Origin of the sequence: uncultured Shewanella sp., from assembly GCF_947495455.1 — a bacterium.
Lineage (GTDB): Bacteria > Pseudomonadota > Gammaproteobacteria > Enterobacterales > Shewanellaceae > Shewanella.
The window spans coordinates 1-25865 of sequence record NZ_CANLZC010000085.1 but is presented as its reverse complement, the minus strand read 5'-3'; the positions used below and the strand labels follow the sequence as shown (position 1 = coordinate 25865).

18 protein-coding genes, 1 pseudogene and 1 CRISPR repeat array are annotated in these 25865 nt (G+C 41.4%); of the genes and pseudogenes, 15 read left to right on the top strand and 4 right to left on the bottom strand.

What is annotated here, in order from left to right:
• Positions 1-278, bottom strand: a 278-nt coding sequence (locus Q0791_RS18540) for a hypothetical protein (RefSeq protein ID WP_299009625.1), incomplete at its 3' end; no start/stop codon positions are given.
• Positions 279-701: 423 nt separating this feature from the next.
• Here Q0791_RS18540 and cas1f point away from each other — a divergent pair.
• From cas1f to Q0791_RS18500, 8 genes are all read left to right on the top strand, one after another.
• Positions 702-1703 (top strand): type I-F CRISPR-associated endonuclease Cas1f, encoded by a 1002-nt coding sequence (gene cas1f, locus Q0791_RS18535; RefSeq protein ID WP_299009623.1) that lies wholly within the window; start codon positions 702-704, stop codon positions 1701-1703.
• Positions 1700-5041 (top strand): type I-F CRISPR-associated helicase Cas3f, encoded by a 3342-nt coding sequence (gene cas3f / locus Q0791_RS18530; protein ID WP_299009621.1) that lies wholly within the window; start codon positions 1700-1702, stop codon positions 5039-5041. The genes cas1f and cas3f overlap by 4 nt, the downstream gene beginning before the upstream one ends.
• A 9-nt stretch (positions 5042-5050) precedes the next feature.
• Positions 5051-6310: a type I-F CRISPR-associated protein Csy1 gene (locus Q0791_RS18525; RefSeq protein ID WP_299009619.1), complete on the top strand. Its 1260-nt coding sequence runs from the start codon at positions 5051-5053 to the stop codon at positions 6308-6310.
• A complete protein-coding gene (gene csy2, locus Q0791_RS18520; RefSeq protein ID WP_299009618.1) occupies positions 6307-7221 on the top strand; it encodes a type I-F CRISPR-associated protein Csy2 in 915 nt (304 codons plus the stop codon). The genes Q0791_RS18525 and csy2 overlap by 4 nt, the downstream gene beginning before the upstream one ends.
• A gap of 21 nt (positions 7222-7242) precedes the next feature.
• Positions 7243-8277: a type I-F CRISPR-associated protein Csy3 gene (gene csy3 / locus Q0791_RS18515; RefSeq protein WP_299009615.1), complete on the top strand. Its 1035-nt coding sequence runs from the start codon at positions 7243-7245 to the stop codon at positions 8275-8277.
• Positions 8278-8301: 24 nt separating this feature from the next.
• Positions 8302-8931, top strand: coding sequence for a type I-F CRISPR-associated endoribonuclease Cas6/Csy4 (gene cas6f, locus Q0791_RS18510; RefSeq protein ID WP_299009612.1), 630 nt, complete (start codon positions 8302-8304; stop codon positions 8929-8931).
• A gap of 209 nt (positions 8932-9140) precedes the next feature.
• A CRISPR array of direct repeats spans positions 9141-10244; the repeat unit is 28 nt; unit sequence GTTCACTGCCACACAGGCAGCTTAGAAA.
• 2280 nt (positions 10245-12524) lie between these two features.
• Positions 12525-13745, top strand: a complete 1221-nt coding sequence (locus Q0791_RS18505; protein WP_299009611.1) for a hypothetical protein — start codon at positions 12525-12527, stop codon at positions 13743-13745.
• A 227-nt stretch (positions 13746-13972) separates the two neighbouring features.
• The gene (locus Q0791_RS18500) at positions 13973-14986 is read left to right on the top strand and encodes an NAD(P)-dependent alcohol dehydrogenase (protein WP_299009609.1); all 1014 of its coding nucleotides are present in this window, start codon (positions 13973-13975) and stop codon (positions 14984-14986) included.
• Between the two features lie 143 nt (positions 14987-15129).
• Here the strand turns inward: Q0791_RS18500 and Q0791_RS18495 are convergent, their stop codons facing one another.
• Both Q0791_RS18495 and Q0791_RS18490 read right to left on the bottom strand, forming a co-directional pair.
• A complete protein-coding gene (locus Q0791_RS18495; RefSeq protein WP_299009606.1) occupies positions 15130-15408 on the bottom strand; it encodes a hypothetical protein in 279 nt (92 codons plus the stop codon).
• A gap of 35 nt (positions 15409-15443) precedes the next feature.
• Positions 15444-16790, bottom strand: coding sequence for a cysteine dioxygenase family protein (locus Q0791_RS18490; protein ID WP_299009604.1), 1347 nt, complete (start codon positions 16788-16790; stop codon positions 15444-15446).
• A gap of 475 nt (positions 16791-17265) precedes the next feature.
• Between Q0791_RS18490 and Q0791_RS18485 the strand changes: the two genes are divergently transcribed.
• The 5 genes from Q0791_RS18485 (at position 17266) to Q0791_RS18465 (ending at position 24207) form a co-directional block, all read left to right on the top strand.
• Positions 17266-19887: a PEP/pyruvate-binding domain-containing protein gene (locus Q0791_RS18485; RefSeq protein ID WP_299009602.1), complete on the top strand. Its 2622-nt coding sequence runs from the start codon at positions 17266-17268 to the stop codon at positions 19885-19887.
• 113 nt (positions 19888-20000) lie between these two features.
• Positions 20001-20552, top strand: a complete 552-nt coding sequence (locus Q0791_RS18480; RefSeq protein ID WP_299009600.1) for a phosphoglycerate mutase family protein — start codon at positions 20001-20003, stop codon at positions 20550-20552.
• A 40-nt stretch (positions 20553-20592) separates the two neighbouring features.
• Complete coding sequence (locus tag Q0791_RS18475) at positions 20593-21561, top strand: Gfo/Idh/MocA family oxidoreductase (RefSeq protein WP_299009598.1); 969 nt, start codon at positions 20593-20595, stop codon at positions 21559-21561.
• A 127-nt stretch (positions 21562-21688) separates the two neighbouring features.
• Entirely contained in the window at positions 21689-23413 is a 1725-nt protein-coding gene (locus Q0791_RS18470) for a hypothetical protein (protein ID WP_299009596.1), read from the top strand.
• Between the two features lie 380 nt (positions 23414-23793).
• Entirely contained in the window at positions 23794-24207 is a 414-nt protein-coding gene (locus Q0791_RS18465) for a DUF3010 family protein (protein ID WP_299009594.1), read from the top strand.
• A 156-nt stretch (positions 24208-24363) separates the two neighbouring features.
• Here Q0791_RS18465 and Q0791_RS18460 read toward each other — a convergent pair whose 3' ends face one another.
• The gene (locus Q0791_RS18460; RefSeq protein ID WP_299009592.1) at positions 24364-24702 is read right to left on the bottom strand and encodes a hypothetical protein; all 339 of its coding nucleotides are present in this window, start codon (positions 24700-24702) and stop codon (positions 24364-24366) included.
• A gap of 370 nt (positions 24703-25072) precedes the next feature.
• Between Q0791_RS18460 and Q0791_RS18455 the strand changes: the two genes are divergently transcribed.
• Together Q0791_RS18455 and Q0791_RS18450 are read left to right on the top strand one after the other, a co-directional pair.
• Positions 25073-25555, top strand: a complete 483-nt coding sequence (locus Q0791_RS18455) for a redoxin domain-containing protein (RefSeq protein ID WP_299009627.1) — start codon at positions 25073-25075, stop codon at positions 25553-25555.
• Between the two features lie 20 nt (positions 25556-25575).
• Positions 25576-25692 (top strand): annotated as a pseudogene (locus tag Q0791_RS18450) (lycopene cyclase family protein); the annotation flags it as partial.
• Positions 25693-25865: the final 173 nt, after the last annotated feature.

The window sequence follows — 25865 nt, the reverse complement described above, 5'->3', positions numbered from 1 at the left end:
CACAGGCGGCTTAGAAATGATGGTGTACTTGTTTTTCTTATAGCTAAAAGTTCACCGCTACACAGGCGGCTTAGAAATCTGGCGCAACTTGCCACCGCTCCCGTGATTAGTTCACCGCCATACAGGCAGCTTAGAAAAATTAATTCAAGAGCGACCGATGAAGATTTAAGTTCACCGCCATACAGGCGGCTTAGAAAAGTGACCGTTGTTAAATCAACCGCGCCAAAAAGTTCACTGCCGTACAGGCAGCTTAGAAAATCAATGGTTTCATACAGCACCTTTCCATATGGTTCACTGCCGTACAGGCGGCTTAGAAATCCTCAAGCTTTTCTCTACGAATAGCTATATAGTTCACTGCCAAACAGGCAGCTTAGAAAACAGGTATTGGAGCTCGTGAGCAACCGTTAATGTTCACTGCCACACAGGCAGCATAGAAATCACTGAGCTAAGTGGAGCTGTCGTAATTTTCCTTTTTAGGTGTGGTTTGAGCTCACAAAAAATCACATTCTAAGTAGTGAATGTGTTAACACTTTGATAACTTACCATGTTCGATATGCTTGTTGAGCGCAGAGTGTTTTATATCACTCGATAATCTTTATGATTGGTATAGATGAGTGGCTGGCATTAACACAAGCGTGATGCGGTAATAGCAGTTTGATGTGATAGTCGTAAACAGGGACGTCACAGGGAGAGGATTAAAAATGGATAATTTTTCTGGCACAGATCTCAAAGCTATATTGCACTCAAAACGTGCCAATATGTATTACCTCGAATACTGCCGCGTGATGCAAAAAGATGGCCGTGTGCTGTACCTTACAGAAACGGCCAAAGAGAATCAGTATTTCAATATTCCTATTGCTAATACCACAGTACTGCTGTTAGGCAATGGCACTTCTATTACCCAAGCGGCTATGCGCATGTTGGCACAAGCGGGTGTACTGGTGGGTTTTTGCGGCGGAGGTAGTACACCACTTTATATGGGTTGTGAAGTTGAGTGGTTTACCCCTCAGAGTGAATATCGTCCAACAGAGTATCTACAAGGCTGGCTCAGTTTTTGGTTTGATGATGCTAAACGTTTAGCTGTTGGCAAAGCATTTCAACAAGCCCGTATTCAGTACCTTCTAAAAATTTGGTCTAAAGATAAAGACTTAAAGAGTGAGGGTTTTGAATGGAGTGAGCCAAGCTTACAAGTCGCGTTGGATGTTTTTGATACAAGAACCCATGCCGCGACTCAATCATCTGAACTCTTGTTAACGGAAGCGCAACTCACTAAAGCATTGTATAAGTTTGCAGCTAATCATACCCAATTAGCGGGTTTTAAACGGCAACATCAAACGGATAAAAATAGCCCCCAAGCCCTCACACAAAAAGCTAATGATTTTTTAAATCATGGCAATTATTTAGCTTATGGTTTAGCTGCTAGCTGTTTATGGGTGCTAGGGATCCCCCATGGATTTGCGGTCATGCATGGGAAAACTCGCCGCGGCGCCTTAGTGTTCGATGTGGCAGATCTCATTAAAGATGCGTTGGTGTTGCCGTGGGCGTTTATTTGCGCAAAAGAAAATGCCACCGAGCAAGAATTTCGCCAACAAGTACTGCAAGCCTTTACCGATCACAAGGCGATGGATTTTATGTTTGATACGGTGAAAACATTAGCATTACAAGATCGTTCTTTAACATCTATTGAGGATCAAGGTTTATGATGGTCACCTTTGTGAGTCAATGTGAAAAAAACGCCCTTAAAAAAACACGCCGAGTATTGGACGCCTTTGCCAATCGTATCGGGGATAATACGTGGCAAACCTTGATCACAGAAGATGGCTTACAGACAGTTAAAAAAATGCTACGCCAAACCGCCAGTCGCAGCACAGCCGTCAGTTGTCACTGGATCCGCTCTCGCAGTCGTTCCCAGTTTTTGTGGGTAGTGGGCAATAAAAATAAGTTTAACAGTGAGGGCGTGGTGGCGGTGAATACCACAAGAAAAAACCTATTAAATACAGATGTTGAAAATGATTGGCATTACCTGCCGTTAATTAAATCATTAGTCGGCTTGTCGGCCCTATTTCATGACTGGGGTAAAGCGTCAAAGTTATTTCAAGAGAAACTCGATCCTAATAGCAAGCATACATTTAAAGGTGATCCAATCAGACATGAATGGATCTCAGTATTACTCTTGAGTCGATTTATTCAAGCAAAGAATAAGCAAACAGAACAAGCATGGCTTGATGCCCTAGTAGCTGGAGAGATTAACGAGGCTGAATTAAAGTCGTTAGCACATGAAGAGCAGGCAAAACCATTGCAACAGCTGCCCAACGCAGCAAAACTCATTTGCTGGTTAATCGTTTCACACCACAAGCTACCACTAAATAAAGCAGAGATTAGTGCTTGGCTCGATGAACCCGCTAGGGACATGGACAGCGTCTTGCAACGAATAACTCAGCAATGGGGTTACGAAAATCGAGTTGATGAAAAAGATTATCAAAAGCGCCTAAAAGCATGTTTTGAATTTCCACAAGGTTTTTTATCTCAATCAAATCATTGGCTAAAGCAAGTTAAACGTTGGTCGGCAAAACTAATGGCATGTTTATCCTTAGTTGAGCAAGCTTTTAGTGATGGTAGTTATCGTATTGTGTTACACCATGCTCGCTTATGTTTAATGCTTGGGGATCATTATTACTCTTCTCTGACGAATCAAGATAAGCACTCACTACAAAAATCGGCAGGCTGGAAAAGCAGTACAAGTTTAAATGCCAATACAGATAAGCAAGGGCAAGCTAAGCAGAAATTAGATGAACATTTGTGTGGCGTGGCCATCAATGCGATAAAAACTGCTCATCTATTACCCGCCTTTGAGAAAAATCCGCCCATTGCAGAAGGTGTGCAATCCTTAAGAAAACCCAGCCCCAGCAGCTATCGGTGGCAAGATAAAGCTGTAGCCGAGATAAATCATTGGAAGCAACAACAAGGCAAAGAAGATACAGGATTCTTTGCCGTCAATATGGCCAGTACTGGCTGCGGTAAAACCTTTGCCAACGCTAAAGTGATGCGAGCCTTATCACAAGATGGAAAAAGTCTTAGATTTATTCTCGCCCTTGGATTGCGAACATTAACCTTACAGACGGGGGACGAGTATCGTCAGCGCATTTTTGATGCAGAGGAACGAAAAAATCTGGCGGTGTTAATCGGTGCTAAAGCCGTTGCAGAATTACATCATCAGACAAAAAAACAAGATGATTTATCTCATTTTGAAGCGACGGGATCAAGCTCTGAAGCTGCGTTATTAGATGAGTACCTAGATTATGAGTGTGACATTCCAGAAGAGGGATTAGCGACGATCTTAAGGCAAGAAAAAGATAGGCAGCTGCTTTATGCTCCTGTGTTGGCTTGCACAATAGATCACATAATAACAGCGACTGAGACTAAGCGGGGCGGGCGCTACATACTGCCTTGCTTGCGGTTAATGTCTTCCGATCTCGTGATAGATGAAATAGATGATTTTACTGGGAATGATTTAATTGCCATTGGTCGTTTAATCCATTTAGCGGGTATGTTGGGCCGTAAAGTGATGATCTCCTCTGCGACTATCCCGCCAGATTTAGCCATAGGCTACTTTTATGCTTACCAAGCAGGTTGGCAGCTTTACTGTAACAGTCGTCATAATGTTAAGTCTGAGATAGGCTGTGCTTGGATAGATGAATTTAAAACTCAGGTTGAAACCATAAAGTCAGTCGATATTGATAACTCTAGATTGGATTATCAAAATCGGCATCAAGTCTTTATTAATAAACGAGTCAATAAGCTGATAAAGCAATTAGTTAAGCGAAGAGTAGATATTATTGACTGTCAACAAGTCATGGAAGAACTTGAATATGACGATGATATGACTAAACGGCAAGGCTATTTTGAGCTTATCAAGCTGGCTATTGTTAAAAAACATTTACAGCACCATTGCATTGACAAAAAAACGGCTAAGTTGGTTTCATTTGGGGTGGTGAGAGTGGCGAATATATCGCCGTGTGTTGCGTTATCACGCTATCTATTACAGGCGGAATTAGCGGATGAGCTTGAGTTAAAAGTTTTGCCTTATCATAGCCAGCAAGCGCTGCTTCTAAGGCATGAGCAAGAAAAGCATTTAGATGCTGTTTTGAAACGAAAAGAGCCAGTTGGACAGCAGCCAGCTGCATTTAGCGATCCTATAGTACGTCAGCATTTAGATAACAGCCAAGCAAAAAATATCATTTTCGTACTGGTTGCGACGCCAGTGGAAGAAGTCGGGCGTGATCATGATTTTGACTGGGCTGTGATAGAGCCTTCTTCCTATCGCTCTATTATTCAGTTAGCAGGAAGGGTCAAACGTCATAGAAATGAAGCCGCGATTAGTGCCAATATCGCGATTATGCAATACAACTGGAAAGCCTTTAGGGATGGCGATGAGGGGGGGAAGAAGTATTTTAATCGTCCGGGCTATGAAGACCGAACCCAGCTTAATACCCATGATATTACTCAGCTTATTGATGTGGAGTCGGTTAGTAAGCGACTTGACGCAGTACCAAGGATCCAACGCAAAGACAAATTGGATTACCAAAACTGCTTGGTTGACCTAGAGCATTATTCCATACAGCAACTGCTTAACTTTCACCAAGGCAAGGGACCTGAAACACTACAAGGTTATTTAATGGGAAACTGGTATTTAACTGCATTACCGCAGAAGTTGAATACGTTTCGTCACAGTGAGCCTACCACCAAAATATTTAATGCATTTTCACCAGAAACAGGTACCTATTATTTTGCTGAAAAAGATAAAGAGGGTTATCCAGTTAACAGGGAAAACATTTTGCAAATAACACGGAGTGAGTTAACCGAAGCAGAGTGGCAAAACCTTTGGTTACATCGTGATTATGATGAGTTGCTTACTGAACAGGTAAGCGTGCAGGAAACAAGTAAAAAATGGCTGTCATTGAAATACGGTGAGCTGAGCTTTGTACACAGAGAAGGACAGGAATATGAATATAACGATCAATTGGGGTTAGTAAAAGTTTAAGGAGGAATAATGATGTTAGATCCTGCAATAACAGGGTTCCTTGAAGAACGTATTTCAAGGCGAGTGGAAACGAGAACAAAAGAGTTGGTGAAAACGGGTGTCAGCTTGACCGAGGAGGCAAAGCAAACTGTATTAGACAGTGCTAAGGAAGAGTACGCTATTGATAACTGGCTCCAATTTTGTGCAGATAAAGCGAAAGGTGTGGCTTTTACCTCACATCCTTGCAAGTTTAGTCATCCAGATGCGTGTGCAACACAACCTATTTTTAAAGCAAAAATTAAACATATGGGCTACTTATGTTCGGGAAGTGTTGAAGTCGAGGAAGACGTCATTTTTGATACTGCGGCCTATATGCCAATTTATAGTTTTTTAAAGCTTAAGCTCGCAGATGGTAAGGAATGTTTAACGCACTTAGTCGAGGATAGCCCAGTATTAAAAGAGCAATTTAGTTCCATTGAAAACTATCAAGAGTTAAGGACGCAGTTATTATCTGTTTTGGATGCGAGTAATGATATTCAAACCAATGAAAAGTTAAAACAAGTCTATTTTCCTGTGGATGATGATTATCACTTACTTTCACTGTTGACGCCTTCTGCACTCGTCTTTGAATTGAAAGCTAAAGTAAAAAAACTCAATTCGAGTGAGGAGAAAAAAGAGGCTGTAGACTGTCATAAACGTAATGAATATAGTACTAGTGGCTATAGCAAGTTATCGAACATCACAGTTCAAGGGCATGTTAAATCCAACCCTCAGTGTATTAGTTTACTCAATAAAGAAAACTTTGGGGAAACGATACTCTTGTCATCTGTACCGCCTCAAGTTGAGAAACGTCATATTCATTTTCCTAAAACGGACTTTTTCAAAGAATCGTTTCGTCCGCAGGAGTATATGAGAGTGATGCAGGCGTTACATAAAATCATTAAAACTGATCACAATAATCTTCGTATTAGGGAAGGGCGGGATTATCGTATTCAAGAATTGATTGACGCCATACTGAACAAAATGTGGTTAGTGCGTTCGGTTGCGGGGGAGCAATATCATGCACCAACATCGAGCTTGAAAGCCCATCAAAAAGTGTGGTTGTTACCAGAAAAACAGCCGGAGCGAGAAGACAGTGAAGAGTGGCTGGATAGATTACTCAAACAAATCACCTCTTGGGTGATTAAAACCTACGAAAAACACGCCGCAAATAAGCCTATGATTTTTGGTGAGGAAGAACGTAAAAAGCTAGTGAGTTTGCTGGAAAAAAACAGGGAGTCATTTAGATGATCAAACGTTTATTACTCTTGCCCCATATTCAAATACAGAATGCCAATGCACTATCCAGCCCATTTACCCTAGGTTTTCCGGCGATGACGGCATGGTTGGGCGCGACTCATGCATTACAAAGAAAGTTAAAGATCGATGGTTTTGATGACTTGGAATTTAAAGCAACGGCTGTCGTTAGCCATCAATGCAACTTGCAAACCTACAAAGGGGAAAGTGACTATGTGAGTTCCATTATTATTGCTAAGCGTCCCTCATTTACAAGAAAAGAGCTGACTAAGTTTAAGGCAGGAAAAGCGCCAAGCTTTATTGAAGATGCACGCTGCCATTTAACGATCTCGCTGGTCATTGAATACACTGGGGTTGAACAAGACGATATCGAACGATTTAAAAACCGTATTTATCACCATTTGAGCAGCAGTATGAAAATGGCGGGCGGGGATATTCTTAAATTTAGTCAGCCTCAGATCCATAAGATAGATCAAGGCGATGATAGTGAACTTAAAAAATTTCTTCGTAAAATCATGCCAGGTTATGCGCTTATTGAGAGAAAAGATCTCATGCTTGAAGCGATGGAGCGAGGATTGGATGGGATTGATGCTGTACTGGATTATTTAGCCATTCATCACTCATGCGAAAAGGATGATGATGGCAATGTGAGTTGGTCAAGTAAGCGCAAAACAGCAGGTTGGATCGTTCCCATTGCCACAGGCTTTCAAGGGATCACTGAATTAGCTCAAGTTAAAAATCAGCGGGATCCAGATGTGCAACACCGTTTTGCAGAAAGTGTTGTCACATTGGGCGAATTTAAAATGCCACATCAAATCACGTCTATTAATGACATTCTTTGGCAATACAAGGTAGAGCCAGAAAATAATCTCTATCTCTGCCAACAAGTAACAAGTGAGTATTAATTATCTAAAAGGAATAAGATCATGGCTAAAAATGAAAATAAAGTAACAGTATTGGCATTTGAAAAGAAACTCGTACCCTCGGATGGTTATATGTATGGCACCCAGTGGACTGAGCGTGGACTGGTTACTCCTCTGTCATTAAAGGAAAAATCAGTACGGGGTACGATTTCAAACCGTTTAAAAGCCGCAATTAAAAATGATCCCGTTAAATTAAATGCAGAAGTAGAGAAAGCGAATTTACAAACGGTAGACAGTTGTGCATTAGCGCCAGAGCAAGACACCTTAAAACTGCACTTTACTTTAAAAGTATTGGGTGGGCTACACCGCCCCTCTGCCTGTAATAATGCTGCATTTAAAGAAAGTTATTGCGCTGCCGTGAGAGACTATATAGGCAAAGAAGGCTTTACGGAGCTGGGGCGACGTTATGCCCATAACTTAGCTAATGGGCGTTTTTTATGGCGTAACCGAGTGGGTGCAGAGCAAATAGAAATACAAGTGAAAGCATTAAATAAAGGAGCTGAGCAAGAATGGACTTTTGATGGGCGCTTGAGTACGCGTCACTTTGATGAGCAAAATGATAAAGTAGACAGTTTAGGTGGGAGAATTGCGGCAGCATTGGCCAGTGAAGATGATTTTCTCATGTTGGATATCACTTGCTATGTGCAAGTGGGCAAGGCTCAAGAAGTGTATCCAAGTGAAGAGTTAGTGCTTGATAAAAACACCTCAAATAAAGAGGGTAAAAAAAGTAAAATCTTATATGCGATTAATGATATTGCTGCGATGCATTCACAAAAATTGGGTAACGCCATTCGTACCATAGATACTTGGTACCCTGAATTTGATGATGTTGAAACGTCAGCTGGGCCGATTGCCATTGAGCCCTACGGTGCAGTAACCAATTTAGGTAAAGCCTACCGTACCCCCAAAGACAAGCAAGATTTTTATACTTTCTTTGATAAATGGGCGCGGGGGGCTGAACTTGAACGTATTGAAGATGAACATTTCGTGATGGCTATTCTTGTCCGTGGTGGCGTATTTGGTGAAAGCGATAAGTAGTTAAGTGTAAAGGGATCAATAACCATGAACTATTACCAAGATATCACCTTATTGCCGGAGGTTGACATATCGCTTAGTTTTATTTGGCCGAAAGTCTTTCAACAAGTGCATATTGCCTTAGTGGATAATAAGCTGGATAAAAATCAATCTGCCGTTGCGGTGAGTTTTCCTGAGTTTAAACAGACTCGATTTCCTTTGGGGGCGAAATTACGCTTATTTGCAACAGAGCAGCATCAGTTGCAGCAACTAAATATTGCAAATTGGCTCAATCGACTTGACGATTATGTCCATGTGAAAGGCATTAAAGCGGTGCCTGATCCGGTGAAATATGTGTGTTTTTCACGCAAAAATGTCAAAAGCCCTGAGCGGATTGAAAAAGACATGCAGGAAAAAGCCAAGCGTTGGTCTGATAAGTCTGGCCTATCGATGGCGGAAAGTTTGCAGCAATTAGCCAAAACGAAACCACAAGCAAACTGTGATTTACCGTTTATTTTTCTGCATAGTCAAGAAACTAAGCGGCGCTCACCCGATAAAAGCAGCCAGTTTCCATTATTTATTCAGATGGAGCGAGTGAATGAGCCATTGTTTGGTGCCTTTGACTGTTATGGTTTGAGCGGAAAAGGCAGTCAAATTGCCACAGTGCCTTGGTTTTGAGCTTGTTTGTTTAACCATTAGGGTCGGCGTGCGTCGCTTATTGTTGAGATCTAGGGCATACCACTAGACCCTTTTTTACCCTTGTTTTTTCGCTCTTTAACAACTTAAATAAAAATCAATAAGTTACAATATGGTGGTTTTAACAAGGGGTAAATATGATTTTTACGCTAACTGATTGCTATTAATAATCTTTTTGTTAAAATGTCATAGTTCACTGCCACACAGGCAGCTTAGAAATGTCCCACCAGCGCCGAAAATTTCTAAATATAGTTCACTGCCACACAGGCAGCTTAGAAATTCTAAAAAGAAGGGGACTATTAACTAGGTATGTTCACTGCCACACAGGCAGCTTAGAAACTATAGAACCCGATGATAAAAATGAAACAGCGGTTCACTGCCACACAGGCAGCTTAGAAAATCGCGTCTGCAAGATAGAGGCGCGTTTCTAAGTTCACTGCCACACAGGCAGCTTAGAAAATTGGTAATTATTGAATCCAAGATGCGGCTAAGTTCACTGCCACACAGGCAGCTTAGAAAAAATCCAAAACTAACGATCGTTCTTTTCGTTTGTTCACTGCCACACAGGCAGCTTAGAAATAGTCGCTCCTTAGCCGACTACGCCCAAGACGGTTCACTGCCACACAGGCAGCTTAGAAATTCATGCATAAACTCAGCAAAAGAGTAATCATGTTCACTGCCACACAGGCAGCTTAGAAAAATACTATGGAAAGCATTCAAATGCCGATAGTGTTCACTGCCACACAGGCAGCTTAGAAATGCCGTTTGTGAATACACCGCCATGAACTTCTGTTCACTGCCACACAGGCAGCTTAGAAAATTCCAAGACGGGACAGGCAAGGCTACCCCTTGTTCACTGCCACACAGGCAGCTTAGAAATGTAAAAAAGTAGGAGGAATATCAGGTTGTACGTTCACTGCCACACAGGCAGCTTAGAAAGCAAGCAAAAAAGCGGACTACCTAACTGCTAAGTTCACTGCCACACAGGCAGCTTAGAAAAATAGCAGCAATGACATGAGTAGAGAACAGGCGTTCACTGCCACACAGGCAGCTTAGAAATGATAATGTCGCGCGAAATATGGTTAGTTATTGTTCACTGCCACACAGGCAGCTTAGAAATACGGCCGTCCAAGTCCATCTATAAGCAAAGCGTTCACTGCCACACAGGCAGCTTAGAAACATATCAATCAGCACGAAAAAAGATTATGTTCACTGCCACACAGGCAGCTTAGAAATTTATCCTTAGTTTCATTAAATCTTAACGAATGTTCACTGCCACACAGGCAGCTTAGAAAATAGTAAAAGTAACAGCATCTTTTACTATCAGTTTCGTGTGTTGCACGAGAAAGCTTCTATCTGTTTAGCTTATTTATTTTGTACTCAAAATGAATAAGGATTGATACTGAAACTTGTTACAGTATTTCACTGCCATACAGGCGGCTTAGAAAAACGGCAAGGACTGGTTTATCAGCCACGGTTTGTTCACCGCCACATAGGCGGCTTAGAAATTACACTGAAGCATTTAAATTTTTTTGCTTTGTGTTCACTGCCGCACAGGCAGCAGCTTTGGCTTTCAATATCGTGGGAATACGTCTGTATGCCTTTGAAAATAGGGTGAATATGACAATGTCATGAGCTTATGAACGAGAAGCTGGGATGCTGAACTGGCTGTTAAGCAGGGATGATGTTGGTTTTCGTTGAGCCTACATGGTCAAAAATGTTCCCGACATTTTAAGGCATTTCCTGCTATCCATGCAGGTCAGATAGTAACAGCGTGCTACAGACGGATTTGCACAAGAGCCCGCTGCAAGCGAACCTTACTGTAAGTTCATTATAATAATATGAACTTATGACTTTACCACTGCCACACAGGCAGCTTAGAAAATCTCAGTTTTAAATGTGTACTGAGTGCGACGGTTCACTGCCACACAGGCAGCTTAGAAATCTTTTTCGTTCAATACATCATCATAATGAATGTTCACTGCCGTACAGGCAGCTTAGAAATATCAAATCGGTCATTGCAATTCCCGATATTTGTTCACTGCCGTACAGGCAGCTTAGAAAACAGCAAATCCAGCCTCTTTTTATCACCTCTTGTTCGCTGCCACACAGGCAGATTAGAAATAGCAAAAAAATAAAAGCGTTTTTTTGCTATGAGTTTCGTGCGTTGCACGAGAAGCGTTCTATTTGTTTAGCTTATTCATTTCGTATTCAAAATGAATAAGGACTGATACTGAAACTTGTTTCAGTATGTTCACTGCCACACAGGCGGCTTAGAAATTTCCCATGAATCGTAGCCCTTAAAAGCTCTAGTTCACCGCCTCATAGGCGGTTTAGAAAAGAGAGTTACAGAGAGTTAGAGAGTAAAGATAGTTCACCGCCTCATAGGCGGCTTAGAAAAGAGAGTTACAGAGAGTTAGAGAGTAAAGATAGTTCATCGCCACACAGGCGGCTTAGTTTTCTGTTTTTATAATTAGCGCAAAAGTACCTTTTGCTATGAGTTCGAGCTTTGCACGAGAAAAGTTATGTTAGTACTCCGTTGCTGTTGAAGCAGTTGCTTTGGCTTTCAATATCGTGTGAATACGTCTGTATGCCTTCGAAAATAGGGTGAATATGACAATGTCATGAGTTTATGAACGAGAAGCTGGGATGCTGAACTGGCTGTTAAGCAGGGATGATGTTGGTTTTCGTTGAGCCTACATGGTCAAAAATGTTCCTGACATTTTAAGGCATTTCCTGCTATCCATGCAGGTCAGATAGTAACAGCGTGCTACAGACGGATTTGCACAAGAGCCCGCTGCAAGCGAACCTTACTGTAAGTTCATTATAATAATATGAACTTATGACTTTACCACTGCCACACAGGCGGCTTAGAAAATAGTAAAAGTAACAGCATCTTTTACTATCAGTTTCGTGCGTTGCACGAGAAAAGCTATATCAGTATTTTACTGCTGTTGAGGCAGCTGTTTTGGCTTTCAATATTCTGTAAATACGTCTGTGTGCCTTTGAAAATAGGGTGAATATGACAATGTCATGAGTTTGTGAGCGAGCAGCATGAGCGTTCTTTAGGTCCCTGCTGCCATGCTACCAGAGCATGCATAAATCCATTTATGTTGAAACTGGCTGTTAAACAGGGATGATGTGGGTTTTCGTAGCGCTTATGGGCCAAAAATGTTCCTGACATTTGCAAGTCTTGTCGTTGGTCTTTGATTGCATTTAATGACGCAAAATGTATCACTTGTTAATCTTGTGTCGAGGTGTGAGTTCATTAAAATGAATTCTTGGTGGTTAAGTGTATGTTTAAGTAAATTTAAGTATATCCATTTAATTAATGGTATAAGTTGATGGAATGCTCATGAATAAAGTGTGAGTATTGTTGATTTATTTTTGACTATTGATACATTAAAGTTAGTAAGGTGAGGTTTTAAAGTGCTAGCAGAGTGTTAACATGCTTTTATTTGGTTTAAGTGTAATTAAATTAATGAGTTAGAATTAAAAATTTAAAGAAAATCCTTGTGTGAAGAAAGTCACTCTCTATAATTCGCCCGCCTTTTTATTCTTAAGTAAGTGACATAATGAAATTTAAGACTTTATTGTTATTGATGACGGCGGTGACTTGTTCGGCCATGAGCGGTGCAACTGAATTATCGAATCTTGAGAAGCTGGAGCGGGATCAGACGATTATTCATTGTTTAGCGCAAACGGCACGCACTGGGATCACCGATGCTGACGTATTGTATTCTGATGATGCCAACTCCAATGCGCTTTATCTGATTAAACAGCGTCATAATAGTGGTGCAGGCGGTGGCTTAGTGTTGAAGGTTATAAAAAACCCTAGAGTATGGGGTGAGAGTGATAACGAAGAAGTGCGTTTATTAAAAATCTTTCCTTATTCACAAAAGAGCTTGAAGAAATCTAGACGTTATAGTGGCGTGATATTAGCGGAAGCGAACCGTGAGCGTTTGAACCTATGTGTCATGAGTGAGCTAGATAAGGCAATGCATCACAAGGCTGTCGCATTTGCTTCGTTAGAAAAGGTGTTTCCTATGATCTTTCCCATTCATGAGCATATGGGGATGACTTATGTCAGCAGTCATAGTGAGCCTGTGCCTTTCATCGTTACTGACTATGTGATGGGTAAGCCACTGAGCAGCTTTTATTTTGATAAAGTTCCTTTCATTGATGAGGCGACGGCCGTTGAGCATATATCAGCCAATAGAAATGAGGAAGCACTTAATGTATTAATAGAGAATAAAAGAAGTGCTGCTGCATATTCGGTATTCTTGCAATTGTTGTTGGCCTTAAAAACCGCCAATGAGCAATATGGTTTCAGTCATTATGATCTTCATCCAGGAAATATTATTATTGCTAAGGATAACTGGAGTGAGGGGAGTCAATTAAGTTTGGTACATCCGATCACTCAGGAAGCGATGGCAGTAGACTTAAGTGGCACACCTAAAGTCAAAATTATCGATTTGGGGACGTCGGCCATAGAAACGGATAATGGCGCGATGATCTCTGCAACAGATGATAAATTCCTCGATCGAAATTTTACTAAAGTATTGATGTTAAGAGCTAAATCAACCACCATGAAGTATGCCGTTTTGGGTAAACAAGTAAGGACCTTATCGCCAGATCTGAGTATGTGGTATCTCATTGCTCATCATGTATTGACTAATGAAACTCAATTAAGCTGGCATAGTGACGCTGAGACTGATTTTGTGTGCAGCGATTACAACACTTGTTTAGCGGGTTATTTAGATCGCGCGCCAGCTGATATGTTAATTGAGCAGTAATGCCCGCTAGCCATTCCCGTTAGTAATTCCCATAAATCGCGCATTACAGTCTGTTATAGGTTAATGGTCATTTTATGAGTGAACTTAATGGCTCCTTATTTAATGACCATTGCTGATGATCAATTATACTCTTTGTTATGCTTATTGCTTCTTTATCACGCATTGCCAATGCATTCATGGCGAAGAAAGAAGGGTAAGCCATTCGTGTCGATCAATGAGAGGGTCTTATGATTAATGCATTTGCTGCTCAATTCGCCAAAGATGAACTGTCACCTTTTAGCTATGATCCTGGGCCTTTAGGTGCCAATGATGTTGAAATAAAAGTGGATTATTGTGGGCTCTGTTATAGTGATATCAGCATGATAGATAATGCATGGGGGATGAGTCAGTACCCTCTGGTGCCGGGCCATGAAGTGATTGGCAAAGTGCATGCAAAAGGCGATTTGGTGACGCATCTCGCCTTGGGTGATTGTGTGGGACTGGGTTGGCATGCAGGTTATTGCATGACATGTGAATATTGTTTGTCCGGTAAACATAATTTATGCGCTTTGGTTCAAGGCACTATAGTTGATCATCATGGTGGCTTTGCCGATAGAGTGCGTGCCAGTGCACATAGCGTGGTTAAATTGCCTGAAAATTTACAGCCCGCATCGGCTGGGCCATTATTTTGTGGCGGGATCACGGTGTTTACCCCCTTAATTGAATTTAATATTCAACCCACGGCTAAGGTTGCGGTAATAGGGATCGGCGGTTTAGGGCATTTAGCATTACAATTTTTACATGCGTGGGGCTGCGAGATCACCGCTTTTACCACCCATGCAGACAAACAGCAACAAGCCCTTGATTTTGGTGCTCACAAGGTAATTAGCTGCGCTGACGATAACACCCTATCTAAGTTACAAGGTCAATTTGATTTAATTTTATCCACTGTAAATGCCAAGCTAAATTGGCAGGCTTATTTAGCCACCCTTAAACCTGAGGGACGATTGCACTTTGTGGGAATGGGCCTTGACAGTGTGTCTTTTACTCTGCCGCAATTGATCCCTTGGCAACGTATGATTTCTGGCTCGCCAGTGGGGAGTCCAAATAATATACGAAAAATGCTTGATTTTGCTCAGCAACATCAGATTGAGGCAAAAGTGGAATATTATCCTTTTAGTCAAATCAATGAAGCTATTCGTAAGTTAAGAAAAGGAGAGGCCCGTTACCGCTTAGTATTAACTCATGAGCAGGTGGAATAATTTTTTCATCTTTATCTTTATTTTCATCTTCTCTTGGCTGGGCTTGACAGTGTGTGTGAACAAGCTTATCAAAGTCAGTTCTTAAAGGTGTTATTTAATGGCTAGGTGACTCGTTTTGCGTTCGGTGGTCATTTATTAAAGCGCTACTGATTATTTGGCGGATTCAACTCGCAAGTGCTATTGGCCTTCACTGCCGCACAGAATGCTGTATAGACGAGGGGTTTACTTGATGTACTGTGTGCATTTAAAGCAGTGTTAGAAGAAGTGTTAGGACAGGCATAACTCTTATTGGATTTTTGTTTATATTTTCTATTTTTGTTTCTGTTTATGCTTGTTTTTGTTGGCCTTATTGGCAAATATTGACCCGATAAAGGCAAGCTGCCATCATCAAAGGTCAATATTGCTTTTCCTTTCCTTTTCATTAGTAAGTCAGTGAGGGTAAGTCAGTGAATCTGGACTATAGCTTAGGCTCGTTGCAACAAGAGTGAGGCGTGTTTCTTTGCAGCCATTCTTCCTTCATGGTTTGCTTGAACTGAATAAATCCCATATCTGAATTAGGTGTGAACGGCTCAATGACCCCTGCGCTTTCATCGATGAAATCAAAATATTCATAATGGACGTTATTGTCTTTGCCATAGAGGTAACTTTGTATTGTCATGCAAGTCGGGCCGCTAAGATTGGCGTTGGTCAATTTATGGGTTTGATTCAATCCCGGTGATAGCCAAGTGACTTGATCTTTTTTAAAGGTTTGACTGGCGAATGGAGTCGTGTGTTTTGTGGATAACATGGCATAGAGATCCACCTGTATTTCACCATGCAAAACGCGAATAATGGCATTAGCATGACCATGATTATGTATGGGGGAGTGATGCCCAGGAGGCCAGATTTCAAGGACATTAGGTATGCCTGGAGAATTCCCTTGGTTGACGCCCATGGTGATGCGTAAGTAGGTGCCTTTTAAAGCATCCTCGCCACCAAAACTTTCATGTTCTGCTTTTTCACGTAATTTTTTATAGCACCAGCCTTCAGGATCGCGAATACTTTGCTCAATGGCGTCGGTAAAGTATGGAAAATCCTCGGTATTGAGGACAAAATTATTGCCACTGATATTGGCATAAATGGTTTGACAGGCTGGGGTTAAGTTGGCTGCGACTGTGGCTGCGTTACTGGCAAGATCTATCATGCTCAGAGCGTTGCTATCGACGACGATTAAAGAGGGATCGATAGTGACAGGTTCGCGCCAGAGCTCAAAGGTTGGTTGGGTGGCCAAGGTGTGGATGGTGATAGCTTTGACGTCTTTTAACTGATCTTCTTTTAATTTTTGCTCTTCATTGAGCTTGTCTGGCAGTTGGAAAGTTAATAATGTGGTACATTGGCGCATTTCGCCTTTACCATAGCTGACGCGATTATTGGGGCCATCGATACTAAACCAATATGGGCAGTTTGGATCCGCATCGATCCCCGCTAACGGTGAGTCATTGACCTTGATTTGTTGCCATTGTTTGCCGGTTTTGCCGAAGTCACTGTGGCTGATAAGCTCATAGAGTATCGCCGCAGATTGCGTTATGTCTAATTTTAATCCAAATTCTTGATTTGGAGTGTGGATTTCAAAGGTCAGTGGTACTTTTTCAGGTAAGCTTTCATATGACCTTCCATTTAAATTCTCATGTAAAGTGATGTCGGCCACCCCTTGGCCTTTAATTAATAATGTTTGGGTGATTTGATCTTGTTGCTGCCAAGGTATTGTCTTTATTTTAGGGATCGTTAATTGCTGTTGTAATTGGGCTTTCATTGTTGCAGACATGGTCTTTCTCCTTGTGATGACTTACGTGCTACTGTGCTATGTGCTGCATTGTCACGATCAATAAAGATAGTCAGCTTGCGGGCGTAATGCTATTACAAGACATTACAGTTTTAGTGATAAAAGACTGAGTGGCTGCTTTCAATGCACCTGCTTTCAATTTCATAACTTTTTTATCTGTCGTGTTTCATTTTTATCCCGCTTCAGCCTTAAAAAGGTAACGACTCATCATTTCAACATTGTTTATTTTAATGTATGGAGGAACATTAGAATATTACAAGATTATGAATTAACTCTTTGAAGTAAATAAAGTTTAATTTATCGATGATAAATGCAACAACTTGCTTTTGATCGCATTTTTACAGCGAAAGTCGGTGTTAATATTTTGGGGCATTGTTTGGCTTTTAAGCACTGAAGGCTATGTGGGCTAAATCCAAGCAAGCAGTCAATCAGTTAAACGAATTAAAAGGAGTTAAGTATGAAGTCACGACTTCAGCTGATCTTACCCTTGCTGTGTGCAAGTGTAATATTCATGGTGCAGGGGAGTCCTGTTAGCCTCACAGCGCTTCTTGCAAATGGGTTGCAACAACCCATGCCACAAGAGGTTGTTAATCAGACAGTCAATCAGGCGGGCAATAGGCTAGTTAATAGTGAGACGAGTATTGATTATCGACATACCTTAATCGATGACAGTGATTTTGAAAGTTTAGCGGCATCGAGTGATCAACCCGGCGCTATGAATATTCGTGAAGTCAAATACCTTATCATGGGTATTGATACTGATAGTCCCCAATTATATTTTTTTAATACTCAGCGTTATTCTTATCATTATGATTTTGCTTATGAAGTATTAGGCTATCGAGGAGGGCTAGACGAATTTAATTCAGCGACTTATTTTCATGATACTAGGTCAAATTTGGCGGGTTCGATTTTAGCCTATGATACTTATACCTCAGATCTTGGTGAACTGGGCCTATATAGCATACAGTTTTGGCCTGTGGATCCCATAAGTCCAGAATTAACTCAGCTAGCCTATAGCATGATTGCAGAGCAAATGACATTTGCCCTAGATAAGCTGTGGTATTATCCTGCCAGCGATATTCAACTGGATATTTATAATCATCATTTAGACTATTTTAAGGTGATGCAGATCCCTGTTATTCAGAGCGAGGCACTCTTTGCTCATGTGGAGTCGGCTATTTTAAACTCAGGTAAGGGCTATGGTCGCTTGCGGGTGATTAATCCTGGCGATCCCCTGCCTTCGGTGAGCGATGTGGTTATTTATACCTATGTACCGAATGATTTGGCCCATGTTGCAGGCATTATTACCGACTCACCACAAACGCCATTATCACACATAAATCTTAAAGCGAAACAGAATGGGACGCCCAATGCTTATATACGCGATGCAGTCAATGATCCGCAGATCGCATCTTTAATTGGGCGCTTAGTCAAGTATGAAACGAGTGCTGAGGGGATCTCATTGACTGAAGCGACGCAGCAAGAAGTGGATACTTGGCTCGAGTCTGTGCGTCCAGCGCCGCAAACTCCTGAATTTGATTTGACGGTTACCGAGCCTAAGCTTTTAAGTGAGTTGGGTAATGCCGATTGGATCCGTTTTGGAGCGAAAGCCGCTAATGTCGCAGAGTTGGCGAACGCATTAGCGCCCTTGGAGCGTAACTATGGGCATGCAATGGTGCCTAGAGGCTATGGGGTGCCTTTTGCCATGTATAACGACTTTATGCGTGTTCCTCGTTGCCAGCAATTAGTGCAAGATGAGCAGGGACAGTGGAGCTCAGATGGAAAATACCGTGCGCTTTGTGATCCACAGCGGTTAGATAAATTCAAAAATACCGAGCATTATTCCTTTGATTTATCTTGGTTTCAGCAGACATCAAAGATCCAGATTGCCGCGGGAAGTCGAGATCTCACACTCATGTTAGATAATGCCGATGGGCTAGTCTTGTTTATACGTGATACGACCCATGATCTTTGGTTGCTGAACCCTTTTCTGATGTCTAATTCTGTACTTGGGGCGTCAAATAGCGCCGAATACCGTAATTTAATCATAGATTATACTAATGGGTCGAATATGAAATCTGTGGCGATAACAGGCGTCACAGATTTTGATTTGGAAGTGTATCTGCTTGCCTTTAAATCCGCAGAGGCCGAGTTAACTGTTACTACTACTACAGCTGCAATTCCTTCGGAGTATTTTGTTGAAAAGTCTTATTTTCAGCAAATTGAAGCCATTATGGCGGATGAAAGTTTTCAAAATAGTCCGAATGTGAGGGCGCAGGCGCTTAAAGCCTTTAGAAAAGAAATAACTAAAGGTGAAGTCCCTATTGCTATGCGTGATACGCTGGAGTCCATGCGGTTATTTTGGGATCCACAAGGCGCACCTTATCAAACGAATATTCGTTTACGCTCTAGTACCAATAATGAAGATCTGCAAGGCTTTAATGGTGCTGGCTTATATGAGTCCAATACCCATAAGCCAGATGAAGGGGATTTAGCCGAGTCGGTGAAAAAAGTTTGGGCGAGTTTGTGGACCCATAGAGCCTTTGAGGAGCGCCGCTTTTATCGCATCGATCACTTTAAAACTTATATGGGAGTGTTAGTGCATGAAAGTTATGGTGATGAGCAGGCAAATGGTGTGGCCGTGACTAAGAATATTTATGATGAAAATTGGGAAGGTTATTATGTTAATGTACAACATGGTGAAATATCAGTGACTAACCCAGAGCCAATTCTCACCTCACAAGGGTTGACTAGCTCAGTGCCTGATGAATTTTTACTCGCTCACCTGTTAGCAGGCAATGATCCTTATAATCCTGATGATTGGTGGTGGACGCAGCAGTATATTCGCCATTCTAATGTGGAAACTGTGTACGATAGGCCAGTTCAAGGTGATACTGTACTGACAGCAGAGGAAACAGTGGCGTTAAGGGAAGCGATGCAGGCCATTCAGGGGCATTTTAAACCTATTTATCGAGGTGGTGACGATTTTGCCATGGATATTGAATTTAAAATTACCGCGACAGAAGGTGGCACTCGGGGCCATTTAGAAGTTAAGCAAGCAAGACCTTGGATAGACTAGCTACTGTTTATAACAACACATGAAACCGATGAAGTGTTACATTGCACTTCATTCTAATTTTAATGACTGGCCCTAATAGACCTAATAGAAAAGATAACCAAAGGACAATATTAATGACACCATGGAAGCGACTTGGATTAAGCACTTGCGTATTTTTAGGTTTTTCACAAATGGCCATGGCCAATTGCTTACCGGAGAAAATTTACCTTACCCGTCATGCAGAGAAACTGCACTTAAAAGGTGAGCGGGATCCCGATTTATCCGAGCAAGGAAAGGCACGAGCCCAGCGCATTGCCGCGATGTTTGCCAAAATTAAAGTCGATCATTTATTTTCCACCGACTATAAACGTACTCAACAAACTCTGATGCCATTAAGTCGAGTGAAAAATTTAGTGATCACTTCTTATGATCCCCGTCAAGGTGATGATTTTATAAAGCAAATTAAAACGAATTATTGTCAGCAAAGCGTGTTGATCGCAGGACACTCAAATACTGTGCCTAATATGTTGCAGGCGTTAGGGATAACATTTGAGGTGAAGCTGGGTGATTACAGCTTTAAACATCAGCCCAGTATAGTGTTATCTGAGGCCGAGTTTGGCCAATTATTTGTCGTTAGTTTTCATAATAATAAAGCCGAAGTTCAAGTGCTAAGCACTAACGGTTAATGAGGGAGACTTTTGTATTAAACAAGGCATAGAGGTGAACATGATAAAGCTTGGGATTATAGGTTTAGGCACTATGGGGAAATTTGTCCTTGATGGCGCTTTGTCTCATACCGACTTTACGGTGGTGAGTGTGTTTGAACCGTCTTTGACTGAGCTTCAAGGCAAAGCATATGAAACGATCCGTTGTGAAGCATCGGCCGAAGCTCTTTTGGCGCGTGATGAGGTGGATGTGGTGTATATTGCCAGTCCACCAAATACTCATATTCATTATTGCCGTTTGGCCCATAAAGCGGGTAAAGCTATTTGGTGTGAAAAGCCCTTGGCAGTGGATGTGAATGAAGCGGCCTCTTTTGTTGAGGAGCTGGAACGTCAGCCCTTGAGTCAGGCCACTAAGGCGGTGGTGAATTTATCCTTAGCGAGCAGTCCTGAGTTGGAAAAAATGCAAGAGATTATTCACAGTGGGCAGTTAGGCGACTTGTCACATGTGGATATAAAATTACAATACAGCACTTGGCCAAGACATTGGCAGCAAGGCGCTGCGACATGGCTGAGTTTTTCTGAGCAAGGGGGTTTTGTTCGTGAAGTATTGAGTCATTTTGTGTTTATGCATCAAAGATTATTGGGGCAAATGCAGCTTAAAGCTAGCCGTGTTAGTTATCCTGTTGGGGATGAAGGCCGCGCTGAAATCGCTGTGATGGCAGAGTATGACTGTCAGGGGATAGCGGTGAGGCTGGTTGGTAGTGTGGGTGGCAATGCGCCGGATATCAACGAATGGACTTTATATGGTGAGCAGGCATCATTGCGTTTTAAGGATTTCTCCATGCTTGAGTTAGGCTCGCAATCGGGATGGAAAGTCATTAGTTGTCCTCACATGCACAGTTCTGTCAGGCTACAATTGGACGGAATGCGTTTGATGATGCAAGGGCGGCCCCATCCACTGGCGAGTTTTAAAGAAGCACTTGCCGTGCAAGAGATTATTGAGCAAACCTTATCCCGTGACCCAAGGTAAATAATTCGTTTTTTGTGTCATACAAACATTTTTTGTGCCGCATTTTGATGGGTTATAGCGTAAGATTAATTTTATTCAATTTTTCGATAACGAATATTATAACGAATAAAGAAACATGGAGTTTTTAATGAAAAAAATCTTGATTGCTGGGGCCATTGTTGCCGCTGGTGCACTGGGATATTGGCTGAGTCAAGACCAAGGCAATGAGGCTCAATTTCAGCAGAGCGCTGCGCTGACTTATATTCCTCGCGAAACACCGCTTTTTTCGGCTCAGCTCACCCCTTTTCCGATTAAAACTTACGTGAACTCCTTGTCTGATGCCGATAAGAAAGCAACCGCCGAATTGTTTGAAGGCTTCCCTATGAGTGACGATCCACGGGGACAGTTTTTTAATGCATTATTTAATGATTATTTGACCAGCCTAGCCTCGGGTGACACCTTTATTCAAACTTGGGGATTGGCAGAAGCCATTCATGGCTATTTTTATACTTGGGGAGCGATCCCCGTATTAAAAATGGATATAGCCGATGAAAATGCATTTTGGCATCAACTTGATAAAGCGGAAAGCCAAAGTGGCATGAGTCATGAGCTCAAGCAAATACAGCAGGTCCAATACCGAGTGTACGCCTTAGGTGATGAACAAACCCAACTCGATATGCTTGTTGCTGTGAATCATAATCGATTGATAGTGACCTTTAATACCGCGTTAAACAATGAGGATTTACTCATTTCAGCGTTTGAATTGGCGCCAGTGTCTGACTCGATGGCTGATTCTGTCTTGCTAGAGGAAACTATTGATAAGTATCATTTTTCACAATCCAGTTTGAGTTTAATTAATCACGAGGCATTAATTAAAGGGATCACAACAGTTGATGCTAATCCCTTGGCCAAGCAGCTTGCTCGTTTGGCACAAATAGAAGGCGAAGATGGATTTGCAGAGCTTAAAGCTGAGCAATGCAGCCAAGAACTTCAAGGTATCGCTGCTAACTGGCCTCGTACGGTTATGGGGCTTAATCGCTATTCGGTGACAGAAGAATCAAGTTTGTTTGATTTGACGACCATAGTTGAAAGTAAAAATGCCGTGGTACTTAAGGCGCTCAGAGCCATGAGAGGATTTATCCCTCATTATGTCAATCACCTTAATGGTGCCGTCGCGGGATTGGGGATTGGGCTGGATACGTCAGAAATATCCACATCCCTTGCTGATATTTGGGATAATTTACTCACACCTGAGTATCAATGTGAACCCTTAAATCAATTTCAGATGCAACTGTCTCAAAGCGATCCAGCCATGTTGGGTATGATGACTTCAATGGCAAAAGGCGTCATGGGCGCCAGTGTGTCTTTACTGGATTATCAATTGGCGGAGGGGGAAGAAGGTGCCGAACTTAAAGATCTCGATGCCATAGCCAGTATCAGCAGTGAGGAGCCTGAGCTATTAGTGAATATGGCGAAAATGTTTTTACCCACACTTGCACAAGTGAGCCTTCCCAAGGACGGTAGTGCGGTTGATATTACCCATGTATTAGGCTTGCCGACTGAGTGGCCCTTAGCATTAAAAATGGCCATTAAGGGTAAGCATTTAGTGATTTATAATGGTGATAAAGGCCAAGCCGCTGCTGAGCAGTTAACCCAAGAAGCTGTCATAAAAAATGGCTTGGCTAGAGTGTCATTTGATTCCAGTCGCATGCTGGCACCACTGCAAGCTTATGCAAAAATGACAGGCACCAATGATGTGGTGGACTTATCTCAGATTGAGCCACAAAATATGGAAGTGAAAGTGGCATTGGATGTGGATGAAAGAGGCATTTTGCTCCACTCTTTTGTGCAGTCTTATAAGAATGATAAGTAACCTGAACTCGGGATAAGCAGCGCCGCTTAATAGCACTATTTTTGCCGCTATCTGTGTTGTGCTTTCTACTAATAGCCCGCTATTAGATACGAAATCCCGCCTTGATATCGACAAAAATTGCCGTATTAAGCCAAGTCCGAAAATAAAGAATGACCCAATTTTATTCAATTTTTTAATATTAAATGGGTTACCTCACATTTTTGACACTCATTATCCCGAGTTCAGGTTAAGTAATAGAAAAATGCTTTTTTTAAGAGGATTTTTTAAGGCGTAATTTTTAACTTATTCTTTTTCAAAGAGTGACGGCGATCAGAAGGATTGCCGTTTTTTGTCTATGGCACTGGATCAAATTTTTTGAATGGCAGCTAAGGAAATATAACGTGGTAGTAGCAGGATTATTGTTAAAGGCTAATGAAATAAGAATGGTGACTTTGTTCGGCACTCGACAGAGGCATACATTAAGCGGGACTAAAGTCAATAAACTGAGCTTGCCTAAACATCCCACTCAAAAGGATGTTGCGCAATTCGTGGCGGATTTTACCGCTTATTGTCAAGATTGTAATGTTCAAAAAGTGGTCATTAATCGCCGTGCAACCACAGGACAAGGAGCTGGCGGGGCTGGAACCTTTCTGATAGAAGGGATTTTATTAGCGATAGTGCAGTGTGAGTTGGCATTTGTTCATCCTGCTACACTCAGAGCTACAGATAAGCGGGAAAAAGCACATAAAGTGTTACAACCTAAGACACTCGATTTAGCCAAGGCTTACGATTTGGCCTATGAGGGCTTAGAGTAAATAGGAGGTGAGCCATGGTGGAGTTTATTGAGTATAGTATTTTCGCTATTTAAGATCAGGCTTGATGATGCTCTATTAGAGGGGATTATAGATTTTATCTATGCAATAAAATCACATTAAGAGCATCATTATCAATATTTTTTCTTCTGAGCTCATTCAAGGCAGTTTATTGAGTAATGAATTGATTGTAAATTTATCCTGAATCTTATTTTTAAGTTTAGAGATAATATTATCCTTATCAAATTCAGTAATTTTTTCAATGATACTGGTCAATTCTTCGGTGAGTTTATCTGCTTCATTAAGGTGCTCTATCATACTTAAGTTATTGAGACAGTCGTAACCTAATGAGGCATTAATATGATAACGAATGAGATAGAGGTTCTCGATAGCTTTAGCTGGTATGTTTTGTTGAGCTAATAATTTTGTTATCAATGATTCTGATGCGGCAAACACGCTGGCTTTGTCATAATCAAAGTGTGCTTTTCGTGCTAACACACATAAATTTTGTAATTTAACAGTGAATATGTATAGTGAATTCATGTATAAAAATTATAAAAAGTGACATTTTCGAGGAATTTACAGTATATCTGTCTGTGTGAAAATAATCTGATACAAAGTGATTCAAGTGTAACCGTAAAATTTTGCCTTTTTAAATGTAGCGTTTAATTGTTTTATTATTGATTAGTAATGCATTTAATGTAACCTTACATTAATGAGTTGCGTACTATTTGTATGCTTGGTGGTAGTATAAAGACGATATATTATTTTTTTATTAAATTTATTATTTAACTATAAGGAAAGTAAAATGGGTCAGCAAGGTATGCATGCTTTGATTAAATGGAGTTTAGTATTTTGGCTGGTATCAATGAGCTTTTTTGTGAGTGCAGCATCATTAAAAGTCGGTGATAAGGCGCCTAATTTTAAGCTGCAAGCGACGAATGGGAAGTTTTATCAGTTGAGTGATTATTTAGGTAAGCAAACTGTGGTGTTGGCTTGGTATCCCATGGCTAATACTAGAGTCTGTACCCAAGAATGCCGCTCTTTAGTGCAAAATGGTGCGCTAATTCGTGCTTATAATGCTGTGTATATGATGGCCAGTGTGGATCCCTTAGAAGATAATCAAGACTTTGCTAAAAAAGAGAGTGTGGATTTCCCCATGTTAAGCGATCCCACTAAGGCAACAGCGAAAGCTTATGATGTGCTTAACTTTTTAGGCGTTGCCAGCCGTGAAACCTTTTATATTGGCAAAGACGGCACTATTTTAAAAATTGATGATGATATTCATGCCAATACGGCGGCGGAAGATATTGCCAATAATTTAAAAAAATTGGGTATTGAAAAGCGTTAACTTGTATTCAAGGATAGCTCATGGATGATTTTGATAGCATTATTATCGGTGGCGGCAGTGCTGGCTGTTTATTGGCGAAACGTTTATCTGAAGATCCGCTTCATAAGGTGTTGTTAATTGAGGCTGGTGGCAAAGATACTTGGCACTGGATCCATATTCCTGTGGGGTACCTGTATACCTTAGCCTTGTTGATCAAATAGCTGCTTGAGATACAGCTATAGCAAGGTTTTCCGAGTTTTATTTCGTTGCCTGTCGAACAGGCATACCTAGCCCAATAACTTTGTTCATCGCCTTGACGCCAGCCAACGCT

Excerpts from the sequence above, each read along its gene's own strand:
- Q0791_RS18500 (WP_299009609.1), top strand. The coding sequence starts at position 13,973 with ATGATTAATGCATTTGCTGCTCAATTCGCCAAAGATGAACTGTCACCT.
- Q0791_RS18525 (WP_299009619.1), top strand. The coding sequence starts at position 5,051 with ATGATGTTAGATCCTGCAATAACAGGGTTCCTTGAAGAACGTATTTCA.
- cas6f (WP_299009612.1), top strand. The coding sequence starts at position 8,302 with ATGAACTATTACCAAGATATCACCTTATTGCCGGAGGTTGACATATCG.
- cas1f (WP_299009623.1), top strand. The coding sequence starts at position 702 with ATGGATAATTTTTCTGGCACAGATCTCAAAGCTATATTGCACTCAAAA.
- Q0791_RS18475 (WP_299009598.1), top strand. The coding sequence starts at position 20,593 with ATGATAAAGCTTGGGATTATAGGTTTAGGCACTATGGGGAAATTTGTC.
- Q0791_RS18505 (WP_299009611.1), top strand. The coding sequence starts at position 12,525 with ATGAAATTTAAGACTTTATTGTTATTGATGACGGCGGTGACTTGTTCG.
- Q0791_RS18495 (WP_299009606.1), bottom strand. The coding sequence starts at position 15,408 with ATGAAAAGGAAAGGAAAAGCAATATTGACCTTTGATGATGGCAGCTTG.
- Q0791_RS18470 (WP_299009596.1), top strand. The coding sequence starts at position 21,689 with ATGAAAAAAATCTTGATTGCTGGGGCCATTGTTGCCGCTGGTGCACTG.
- Q0791_RS18490 (WP_299009604.1), bottom strand. The coding sequence starts at position 16,790 with ATGTCTGCAACAATGAAAGCCCAATTACAACAGCAATTAACGATCCCT.
- csy2 (WP_299009618.1), top strand. The coding sequence starts at position 6,307 with ATGATCAAACGTTTATTACTCTTGCCCCATATTCAAATACAGAATGCC.
- cas3f (WP_299009621.1), top strand. The coding sequence starts at position 1,700 with ATGATGGTCACCTTTGTGAGTCAATGTGAAAAAAACGCCCTTAAAAAA.
- Q0791_RS18480 (WP_299009600.1), top strand. The coding sequence starts at position 20,001 with ATGACACCATGGAAGCGACTTGGATTAAGCACTTGCGTATTTTTAGGT.
- Q0791_RS18455 (WP_299009627.1), top strand. The coding sequence starts at position 25,073 with ATGAGCTTTTTTGTGAGTGCAGCATCATTAAAAGTCGGTGATAAGGCG.
- Q0791_RS18485 (WP_299009602.1), top strand. The coding sequence starts at position 17,266 with ATGAAGTCACGACTTCAGCTGATCTTACCCTTGCTGTGTGCAAGTGTA.
- csy3 (WP_299009615.1), top strand. The coding sequence starts at position 7,243 with ATGGCTAAAAATGAAAATAAAGTAACAGTATTGGCATTTGAAAAGAAA.